Raw genomic sequence first — 9872 nt, 5'->3', positions numbered from 1 at the left:
CCCGACCCGCCGCGGGGTGGAACGGGTGCCCCTGTGGACCAGCGCCATCGACCAGGCCAGGATCGCCGGCGTCGGCCTGCTCAAGGGTGACGCGGCGCCCGAGTTCGATTTCCAGCCGTACTTCTGGACGGAGGCTTTCGGCCTCTCGCTCAAGTCGGCGGGCTTCGCGCCGGTTGTCGGGGCTCCCGACTACTGCGAGCCCGGCGGGGGCGAGGACTCGATGCTGCTTCGCTGGGACAACGGGGACGGTTACGGCACCGCCGCCGCGCTCAACTACCGGATCCCCATCCCCAAGCTGCGCCGGTTCGCCGACGCCGGTCCGGCCGCGCTGCGTGCGGCGGCGCCCGCCCGCGCCTGACGCCGCGCAACACCGTTAGGATTGATCCATGTCGTCGTTGCGAGAAGCCCAGAAGCAGCTGACCCGCGACGTGATCGTCGAACGGGCCCTGGAACTCTTCACCGAGAAGGGCTATGCCGCAACGACGATCGATGAGATCGCCGCTGCGGCCGGCACCACCCGGGTGACTTTTTACGCCTATTACCCCACGCGCAGCGACCTGATGCGGGACTTCATGGCCCGCGTCAATGGGCACCGCCGCCGCGCTCAACTACCGGATCCCCATCCCCAAGCTGCGCCGGTTCGCCGACGCCGGTCCGGCCGCGCTGCGTGCGGCGGCGCCCGCCCGCGCCTGACGCCGCGCAACACCGTTAGGATTGATCCATGTCGTCGTTGCGAGAAGCCCAGAAGCAGCTGACCCGCGACGTGATCGTCGAACGGGCCCTGGAACTCTTCACCGAGAAGGGCTATGCCGCAACGACGATCGATGAGATCGCCGCTGCGGCCGGCACCACCCGGGTGACTTTTTACGCCTATTACCCCACGCGCAGCGACCTGATGCGGGACTTCATGGCCCGCGTCAATGACCGCGGCCGAGCTCGTCGACGTCGTGCGCGCGGGCGAGCTGGCGGGCATCCTGGCCTGGCTGGAGTCTCGGGCGGCGCTCTGGCCGGTCTTCCGCCCGTACCTCGACGTGCTGGAGGAGGCCGCCGCCGTCGATCGCGAAGTGCGCGCCTTGGTCGAGGGGTGGCATGAGGAGGTCATCTCCGACCTTGTGCGCGGAATGGAGCTGGCAGGGCGCTTCCCGGAGGAGACGCACCACATTCGCGGCACCCTGGCCTTCACCTCGCTCGACTACGTGGCCACGCTCTGGACGCGGCGCAAGTTCGAACCAAACCGCGAACACGCCCTCGAGGTGCTCGCGGATAACTGGTATCACCTGCTCTGCGACGAAGGCTAGGCCTGCCCTCGCAGACGGACGCCTATGCTTATGGAATGGAAAGTATTGGCGCAGGTGAAGTGCTGGACAAGGCCGCCGACCACCGGGCCCTGGCCGTCGCCGTGATCGACATTTCCTCCGACGTCCGGCGCAAATCGCACAATGACACCGGCGTGCGGCCGCTGTCCAACGGCGTGTTGGAAATCCTGCGCGTTATCGAAAGCCACCCCGGCATCACCGTCGCGGAAGTCGCTTCCCGTCTGGGCCGGCAGTTCAGCAACGTCAGCGTCCAGCTGCGTGAGCTGGTCGCCGCAGGCCTCGTCACCAGGATCCGCGACGCCGCGGACAAGCGCTACGTCGCCCTCCACCCCACGGCCGAATCCCAGCGGATCAAGGCGCTGCTCGAGGGCGCCTGGGCGGAGGCGCTGGAGTCGGCCAGTTCGCGGCTGCTGCCTGAAGAGCGCGAGCAAATTGCCGCCAGCCTCCCGGCCCTGCAGCGCCTCGCCTCGATACTGTCCGAGCCCGAGTAACCCACATCACCCCTTGCAACGGTCATGACGCGTCGTCCTTGATAGTTATACTTTTATAAGTATTACTACTTTGGAGGATGGGACATGGGTATGGCAACACAGGTGGAAGAAGCAGTCGTCCGGCGGGGAAGCAGGCCAGGGAAACGCTGGTGGGCGCTGGTGTTCCTCGCCCTTGCGCAGTTCATGGTGGTGCTGGACGGCACGGTCGTGAACCTGGCACTGCCGCGGCTCCAGGCCGAGATGGGCATCAGCGACTCGACGCGGTCCTGGGTGGTCACCGCCTATGCGCTGGCGTTCGGCGCCTTCCTGCTGCTCGGCGGGCGGATCGCCGACTTCCGGGGCCGCAAGCGGACCTTCCTTGTGGCCGCCGTCGGCTTCGCCGCAGCGTCCCTGGTCGGCGGCATCGCCCAGCAGCCCTGGGAGCTGATCGGCGCCCGCGCGCTGCAGGGCGTGTTCGCTGCGCTGCTCGCCCCGGCAGCCTTGGCGCTCCTGACCGTCGCCTTCCCCGGCGGAAAGGACCGCGGCACCGCGTTCGCGATCTTCGGTTCCATCACCGGGGTGGGTGCCGCCGCCGGTGTTCTGCTGGGCGGCTTCCTGACCGAACACGTGTCCTGGCGCTGGTGCTTCTTCGTGAATGTGCCGATTGCCGCCATCGCCTTCTTCGGCGTGTGGTCACTGGTCAGTGAAAGCAAGGCCCAGGGGTCCACCAGGTACGACTGGCCCGGGGTCATTCTGGCAGCCCTCGGCCTGGGATCCCTTGTCTACGGCTTCACCAACGCCGAGCACGGCTGGGATGCCCCCGAAGCCTGGGGCTTCATTGCCGCCGGCGCAGTTCTCCTGGCACTCTTCGTCCTGGTCGAGACCAAAGTCAGGCACCCCCTCCTGCCACTGCGCGTGGCCACCGAACGAAACCGCGCGGCCGCCTTCCTGGCGTCGTTCCTTACCGGAGCTGTCCTCATTGGCGGCATCCTGTTCATTAACTTCTACATCCAGATCGTGCTCGGCTTCGCTCCGTTCCTCGCCGGGCTGGCTTCGCTGCCGATGACGGTTGCGGTCATCATCACGGCAGCGCTCGTCGCGAAGAACCTGCCGAAACTGGGGCCCAAAATCCCGACGGCAGTGGGGCCCGTGTTCATGGCGGCTGCGATGCTGTGGCTCACCCAGGTCAGCGCCGAGGGCAGCTACTTCGTCAACATGCTCCCCGCCCTGCTTCTGCTTGGCATCGGGCTGGGCATGGTGTTCGTGCCCATGCAGAACCTTGCCCTGTTCGGCGTGGACCAGGATGACTCCGGTGTGGCCAGCGCGCTGGTCAACGCCTCGCAGCAGATCGGCGGCTCCCTCGGCATCGCCCTGTTCAGCACCATCGCCGCAGCAGCCACGGCCGGTGGCGTAACGCTGGCGGGCCTCTCTGCAGGCTATGCGATGGTGTTCCTCTGGGCCGCCGGCGTCGCGGTCCTGATTGCCCCGGTAGCCCTGCTGCTCATCAACATCGACCGCGAGACGTTCACCGGATCAGCTGGCGATACTCCAGTCGTGCACCTGGGCTGAGCCCACAAGGTAAAGGCACGAAAGCGGAAGGCCCCCTCGCCGAGGGGGCCTTCCGCTTTGCGGCCGTTTAACCGGGGCTCAAATCCACTTCGGGGCGGCTGGAACCGTCCCGTCATTCGCTTCAGCGCCGGGCCCGGTGGCGGTGACGCCGCTGTTGCCGCGGCCGGCGGCCCATTCGACGACGGCGGCCAGGGGTCCGGTGACCAGGGTGGGGGAGTCCGACGCCGTGTCCCCGAAGGTCAGGCCGCGGTCCGTGACCTTGACGAGGAGGTCTTTGTCGGTGCCGCGGGTGTGCCAGGCGCCGGTGATGTCGTTAAGGAGCCGTTCGAGCACGGGTGCGGGGATGTCGGCGAAGCTCGCGCCGTTGTCGAGGTCGATGGCGTGGATCCAGACTTCGCGGCTGCGCATCCAGACGGTTTCGGTGGCGGGGACTTCGCGGCCCTGGACGGTGCGGACCGTGTGGTGCCAGGCATCCCCGGGCAGGTCGCGCCATTCGACGTTTGCCACGCATCCTCGGGCAGGTCACGCCATTCGACGTTCAGGTGCACGGCGGAGTGGTCGAAGAGGTGCCGCAGCGCGATCGGGCTCAGCGTGGCGCCGAAGTCGATCTCGTGGTCCCGGACCTGCGTGGAGGCGTACATCGGGGTCTCCACCCCGGTGGCCGCCCACTCGATGAGCCGGGCGATCGCCCGGGCGTTGTAACCGATGTGCGCGGTGATGTGGCGGCGGGTCCAGCCCGGCAGCAGCGAGTCGCCGTCGAGTTCGGCGTCGGAGAGCTCGTTGAGCTTGCGGGCGAAGAACGCCGTGCCGCGCCGTGCCTGCAGCAGCGCCGCGAGCACTTCCGGGTCCGTCGTCTGGTCCTGGCGGGCCACCATCAGGCTTCCTTGATGACGCGGTTCTTCAGCTGGCCCAGTCCCTCGATGGTGGTGACCAGGAGCTGGCCTTCCTGCAGGTAGCGTTTCGGGTCCTGGGCGTGGCCCACCCCGCCGGGGGTGCCGGTCGCGATCACGTCACCGGGGTTCAGCGTGATGATCGTGGAAATGTAGGAGACCAGGAACTCCGGGGTGAACACGAGATCCCCGGTCGGGGTGCTCTGCTGGACTTCGCCGTCGACCGCGGAGGTCATCAGCGGCCCGGCACTGAACTCATCCTTGGTGACCAGGGCCGGGCCGAACGGGGTGGACTTTTCCCAGGTCTTGCCCTGCAGCCACTGGATGGTGCGGAACTGGTAGTCGCGCATGGACACGTCGTTCAGCACGGCGTACCCGGCGATGTGGTCTCCGGCGTCCGCTTCGCTGATCCGGCGGCCCTTTTTGCCGATCACGACGGCGAGTTCGGCTTCCCAGTCCACGGCGTCGGATTCCTGCGGCAGGGCCAGGTCATCGTTGGGGCCGATCAGGGATTCGGCGTACTTGGCGAACAGGGTGGGGAACTCGGGGACTTCCCGGCCCATTTCCTTGATGTGGTTGCGGTAGTTGTGGCCCACGCAGATGATCTTGCCGGGGGAGGGGACCACGGCGTCCAGGTCGGCGCCCTCGAGAGGGTGCGTGGCGCCGGCCGCTGCCTTCGCCGTCGCTTCCCAGCCTTCTGAGCGGAGGAGTTCTCCGACGTCGGCGAAGCCGTCGATCTCGGTCAGGGTGTCGCCGTCCTGGCGGACAGCCTTATTTACTGTTTTGTCTCCAACAGAGGTGCGGAGGGTGAGGAGTCTCATTACTTGTTGCGTCCTTCGATGTAGGTGCGGTTGAAGTTCAGCCGTTCAAAAATGGGGGCGTCACTGAAGCGGAACAAGTCAAACTCCGTTTGAGAGTCAGCCCCGGCCTGCAGGTCGGCCTGCAGGGACCACTCGGCCCAGGACGGGACAACGAAGAGGTCGCCCTTGGCCAGGGTCCGGGTTTCGCCGTTCAGGACCACGGAGCCGGAGCCTTCGAAGACCTGCCAGACGCTGGAGCCGACCTCGCGGACCGCTGCGGTGCTGGCCCCGGCGCGGAGGCGGTGGAACTCGGCCCGGATGGTCGGCATCACATCCCCGCCGGTGGTGGGGTTGGTGTAGCGGACGGCGGCGTGGCCCTGGGACACGGTGGCCGGGTGGCCCTCGTCCTCGAGCAGCAGCTGCTCGGCCAGCGCCCGGTTCGTGTGTTCCCAGCGGTAGGCCGCGATCGGGGAGCTCGTGGTGTCATCCAGGCCCGAGAGCGGGCGCAGGCCCGGGTGCGCCCAGAGCCGCTCGGAACGGGAGATGTCCGGGGTGGCCTCGTCGGTGACGCGCTCGGTGCCGAACTCGAAGAACCCGGCGTCAGCGTAGTGCACGAAGGGGATGTCCAGGCCGTCGATCCAGGCCATCGGCTCGTCGGTGTCGTTGTGGTGGCCGTGGAAGTTCCAGCCCGGCGTGAGCAGGAAGTCCCCGCGGGACATCCGCACCGGGTCCCCGTTCACCACAGTCCAGACGCCTTCGCCCTCGACGACGAAGCGGAAGGCGTTCTGCGAGTGCCGGTGCTCGGGGGCCGTTTCGCGGGCGCCGAGGTACTGGATGGCCGCCCACAGCGTGGGTGTGGCGTACGGGGTCCCGGCCAGGCCCGGGTTCGCCAGGGCAATGGCCCGGCGTTCCCCGCCCCGGCCCACCGGGACCAGATCGCCGGCACGGGCAGCCAGCGGGTACAGGTCACTCCACCGCCACACATGCGGCACCGCCTTCGGCGACGGGACCATTGGCATGAGGTCTGCGATCTCGGTCCACAGCGGGATCAGGTTTTCGCGGTCAAAATCCCGGTACAGCTCTTTGAGCTGGGCAGCTTCTTCGGGCGTCGGCTCCGGAGCAGTGTGCCCCGCGGCCACTGATTCGTGAGTCGTGTTCTCGGCGCTGATGGACACGTGGGCCTCCTCGGTAGGTCAGAACAGTTCTTTGGCGTAGTTCGACTCTACGGACGCCGGTGTGTGACCCCCAGCATATTCTGCTGGTCAGAATTCCCGGAACCGGGCGGCCGCGTTGCTCAGTCCGGCTCGGCCGGGTTGGCCGCGATGTCGATCTCCAGCTGCCGGCAGGTTTCCCGCAGGGCGGGGACCAGCCCGGCGTCAAACACGCGGCGGAAGCGGGTCGCGGGGGTGGCGACGCTGAGTGCGCCGACCACGTGCCCGTGCCGGTTGTGCAGGGCCATCCCGAGCGCGCTCACGCCCTCTTCCGTGCCTTCGAAATTGGCCGCGAACCCGTTACTGCGGACGGATTCAAGCTCGCGCAGGAACGCCGGGTACTCCGCGACCGCAATGGTGTCCCCGCCAATCTCGGCATTGTTGCTGCGAAAGAGCTGGTCGATCATCGGCGGTTCCAGTTCGGCGAGCATGGCCTTGCCTCCAGACGTTTTGTTGGCGGCCATCACCGTCCCCTGCCGGTCACCAACCCGCAGCACATTGTTCCCTTCCACCGTCGCCAGGAAGCGCACCTTCGTGCCCACCCGGACCATGAGGTTCACCGTCTCGTTGAGCCGTGCAGAGAGAAGCTCCATGTGCGGCTGGGCCAGGGATCGGAGCAGCCGGGTCCAGCTCAGGCCGGCCGGCCCGACGCCCATTGCAGGGCCGGGGACATAGCGGCGGGTTTCATCCTGCACGGCGAAACCCCGGTAGACCAGCATCGCCAGCAGGCGGTGGGCGGTGGACGGCGCCACGCCCAGCTCCTCGGCGGCGTCCTTGAGCCGGAGTGCTCCGCCGTCGCGGAGCAGCTGGAGGAGCTGCAGCGCGTTGTCCACCGCCTCGATGGAATAGGTGGGCCGTTTCTGGACGGGCTTGCGGGCCGCTCTGGAGGATGGGTTGTTCTGCACATCAGAATTGTATTGTGGTTCACCTGCGGCGGCTAGGACAGTGAGTGGCATGAATCACACACAATCTGTTGCAGTGCCGCAACGGTCTTCGCCGGGGGCCCCTGCCCCCTCAACCGTTGGTGGGCCTGCATCACGGTTCTCCAAAGGCTCGGCAGCCGCCGTCCTGGTCTGCTGGCTGTTGGTGGTCTTCGATGGCTACGACCTGATCGTCTACGGCACGGTCCAGTCCTCCCTGATCTCCGCGACCGGATGGGGGCTGACCAAGGCCACCGCCGGGACCATTGGTTCCATGGCTTTCGTCGGCATGATGATCGGGGCGATCTTCGCCGGCCGGATGGCCGACTCGTGGGGCCGCCGCCGCACCATCCTGGGTTGTGCCATCGTCTTTTCGATTTTCACCATCCTCTGCGCCTTCGCCCCCAATGCGGCCGTCTTCGGGGGGCTGCGGCTCTTGGCGGGCATCGGACTCGGTGGCCTGGTGCCCTCGGCGAACGCTCTCGTTGCCGAACTGGTCCCCACTAAGTGGCGGTCCACCATCGCCACCCTGATGATGTCCGGCGTCCCGATCGGCGGGTCCATCGCCGCCCTCGTCGGCATCCAGCTGATCCCTGCCTTCGGCTGGGAGTCGATGTTCCTCGTGGCCGTGCTCGCACTGATGATCGTGGTGCCTCTCGGACTGAAATACCTGCCCGAGACGCTGGCCCCGGTCAGTGCCGCGGGCAGGGGAACTCGCAACCTCAAAGAGCCGATCGGCTTCAAGTCCCTGCTCCGCGCCCCTTACCTGGGGGTGAGCCTGCTGTTCGCCCTCGCGACGATCGCTACCCTGTTCGCCTGGTACGGGCTGGGAACCTGGCTGCCCAACCTCATGCAGCTGGCCGGCTACAACTTGGGCTCCGCCCTGACCTTCGCCCTGGCCCTCAACCTGGGTGCGGTGGCCGGCTCGGTCATCACGGCCTGGGCCGGGACCCGCTTCGGTCCGATTCCGACGGCGATCGCCGCGGCCGCCGTCGCCGCCGGCGCTCTCGTGGTCCTGGTTGCGGGACCGCCGGTCACCGTCGTGTACCTCATGCTGGTCCTCGCCGGCGTCGGCACCCACGGCACGCAGTGCCTCATCATCGCCTCCGTCGCGAGCCACTATCCCGGGCACCTGCGTGGGACCGCGCTGGGCTGGGCACTGGGGACCGGACGCATCGGCGCCGTCGCCGCACCCCAGATCGGTGGCCTCCTGCTGGCTGCCGGACTGGGCGTCAATTCCAATTTCCTGGCCTTCGCCGGTGCAGCCGCGATAGCAGCGGTCCTGCTGGCCGCCGTCGGGCTCAAACTCAAATCAAAATCCTCAACCTCCCCTTCACTAACAGGAGCAAGCAATGTCTGAGCACGTCCCGTCCACCAGTTTCCTGTCCACCGACGGCTCGTCCACCGATGTCCTCGTCATCGGAGGGGGAATGGCCGGATTGGCAGGAGCCCTCGCGCTGCGGGAAAGCGGCGCCAACGTCACCCTCGTGGAGCGGGCCCCCGAATTCGGCGAGGTCGGCGCCGGGCTGCAGATGGCGCCCAACGCCTCCCGCGTCCTGAAGCGCTGGGGCCTGCTGGACAAGGCCCTGGAGATTGGCGTCCAGCCCAAGCACCTGGTCTTCCGCGACGCCGTCAGCGGCGAGGAGCTCACGCGCCAGAGCCTCGGCGGGGAATTCGAGGAACGCTACGGTGCGCCCTACGTGGTGATCCACCGCAGCGACCTGCACCGGGTCCTGCTCGAGGGCTGCGAAGCGGCGGGCGTGAAACTGGTCAACGATGTCATGGTCGAGAGTGTGGAAACCGTGAACGGCAGGGGAGTGGCCCACACGGCCGCCGGTGTGGACTACGAGGCCGACGTCGTCATCGGCGCCGACGGGCTCAAGTCCACCCTGCGCCCGCTCGTTGCCGGCGACGAGCCGGTCCCCTCAGCCTACGTCGCCTACCGCGGCACCGTGCCCATTACCGAACACACACCCAAAGCGGACCTTGAGGACGTCATTGTCTACCTCGGACCGGACTGCCACCTCGTGCAGTACCCGCTGCGTAAGGGCGAGCTGCTGAACACCGTGGCCGTTTTCAAGTCCGCCTCCTTTGAGCGCGGCGAGGAGCAGTACGGGGGAGTCGACGAGCTCGAGGCCGCGTACAAGGACTGCGTCCCCGCCGTCCAGGCTGCGCTGAAAAACCTGGGCACCAGCATGCGCTGGCCCATGTACGACCGCGATCCGATCGAAAACTGGGTGGCCGGCCGGATGGTGCTGATGGGCGACGCCGCGCACCCGATGCTGCAGTACCTGGCCCAGGGCGCCTGCCAGGCGCTCGAGGACGCAGCAGTGCTGCAGGACGTCACCAACGGCACCGTGTTCACTGCCGACGGCGTCAACCCCGCAGCCTGGGACGGCGCGATCAAGGAATTCAACAACCTCCGCGCCGGCCGCACCGCCAGGGTCCAGCGAACCGCCCGCGTCTGGGGCGAATCCTGGCACGTCTCCGGGCTGGCCCGGACGCTGCGCAATCTGCTTTTCAAGAGCCGGATGGACAACGATTTCCGGTACAACGACTGGCTGTACGGCCAGGACGGCGACGGCGTGCCGGCGGCCCGCGCGGCACACTCCGCCATGGCGGACAAGATTTCCGCCTGATCCGGGCTCCGGGCCGGGCGCCGTCATTGGGTGACCCGTTGCGAGCTCCGGGCCGGC

At 67.6% G+C, this 9872-nt stretch carries 9 protein-coding genes and 3 pseudogenes; 8 read left to right on the top strand and 4 right to left on the bottom strand.

All coding sequences use genetic code 11. The features are described 5' to 3' along the window. From Y706_RS28000 to Y706_RS0108830, 6 genes and pseudogenes are all read left to right on the top strand, one after another. Positions 1 to 358: pseudogene (locus Y706_RS28000) on the top strand (NAD(P)/FAD-dependent oxidoreductase); the annotation flags it as partial. A 28-nt stretch (positions 359 to 386) separates the two neighbouring features. Next, positions 387 to 755 carry a TetR/AcrR family transcriptional regulator gene (locus Y706_RS30100; RefSeq protein ID WP_253906736.1) on the top strand — a complete coding sequence of 123 codons (369 nt, stop codon included), beginning with the start codon at positions 387 to 389 and terminating at the stop codon, positions 753 to 755. Continuing rightward, a pseudogene (locus Y706_RS30095) lies at positions 722 to 841 on the top strand (TetR family transcriptional regulator); the annotation flags it as partial. The gene Y706_RS30100 and the pseudogene Y706_RS30095, both read left to right, overlap by 34 nt. Before the next feature lie 79 nt (positions 842 to 920). Further along, complete coding sequence (locus tag Y706_RS24475) at positions 921 to 1298, top strand: hypothetical protein (protein ID WP_253906742.1); 378 nt, start codon at positions 921 to 923, stop codon at positions 1296 to 1298. 35 nt (positions 1299 to 1333) lie between these two features. Further along, positions 1334 to 1807 carry a MarR family winged helix-turn-helix transcriptional regulator gene (locus Y706_RS0108835; RefSeq protein ID WP_173403064.1) on the top strand — a complete coding sequence of 158 codons (474 nt, stop codon included), beginning with the start codon at positions 1334 to 1336 and terminating at the stop codon, positions 1805 to 1807. Positions 1808 to 1891: 84 nt separating this feature from the next. Then, entirely contained in the window at positions 1892 to 3355 is a 1464-nt protein-coding gene (locus tag Y706_RS0108830; protein ID WP_253906735.1) for an MFS transporter, read from the top strand. 78 nt (positions 3356 to 3433) lie between these two features. On the opposite strand, the pseudogene Y706_RS24470 reads toward Y706_RS0108830, so the two are convergent. From Y706_RS24470 to Y706_RS0108810, 4 genes and pseudogenes are all read right to left on the bottom strand, one after another. Then, positions 3434 to 4230: pseudogene (locus tag Y706_RS24470) on the bottom strand (maleylpyruvate isomerase family mycothiol-dependent enzyme). After that, a complete protein-coding gene (locus Y706_RS0108820; RefSeq protein ID WP_028276317.1) occupies positions 4230 to 5066 on the bottom strand; it encodes a fumarylacetoacetate hydrolase family protein in 837 nt (278 codons plus the stop codon). The pseudogene Y706_RS24470 and the gene Y706_RS0108820 overlap by 1 nt, the downstream one beginning before the upstream one ends. Then, a complete protein-coding gene (locus Y706_RS0108815; RefSeq protein ID WP_028276316.1) occupies positions 5066 to 6220 on the bottom strand; it encodes a cupin domain-containing protein in 1155 nt (384 codons plus the stop codon). Before Y706_RS0108815 ends, Y706_RS0108820 begins: the two co-directional genes overlap by 1 nt. Before the next feature lie 119 nt (positions 6221 to 6339). Then, positions 6340 to 7161 carry an IclR family transcriptional regulator gene (locus Y706_RS0108810; RefSeq protein ID WP_028276315.1) on the bottom strand — a complete coding sequence of 274 codons (822 nt, stop codon included), beginning with the start codon at positions 7159 to 7161 and terminating at the stop codon, positions 6340 to 6342. A gap of 49 nt (positions 7162 to 7210) precedes the next feature. Here Y706_RS0108810 and Y706_RS0108805 point away from each other — a divergent pair, with 49 nt between their 5' ends. Both Y706_RS0108805 and Y706_RS0108800 read left to right on the top strand, forming a co-directional pair. Continuing rightward, positions 7211 to 8536 carry an MFS transporter gene (locus Y706_RS0108805; protein WP_028276314.1) on the top strand — a complete coding sequence of 442 codons (1326 nt, stop codon included), beginning with the start codon at positions 7211 to 7213 and terminating at the stop codon, positions 8534 to 8536. After that, a complete protein-coding gene (locus tag Y706_RS0108800) occupies positions 8529 to 9815 on the top strand; it encodes an FAD-dependent oxidoreductase (RefSeq protein ID WP_028276313.1) in 1287 nt (428 codons plus the stop codon). The genes Y706_RS0108805 and Y706_RS0108800 overlap by 8 nt, the downstream gene beginning before the upstream one ends. Positions 9816 to 9872 lie beyond the last annotated feature (57 nt).

It is taken from the genome of Arthrobacter sp. I3 (genome assembly GCF_000520575.1).
In the GTDB taxonomy this organism is placed as follows: domain Bacteria; phylum Actinomycetota; class Actinomycetes; order Actinomycetales; family Micrococcaceae; genus Arthrobacter; species Arthrobacter humicola_A.
Note: the sequence above shows the minus strand (reverse complement) of the source record. Positions and strands in the feature narration are given on the sequence as shown.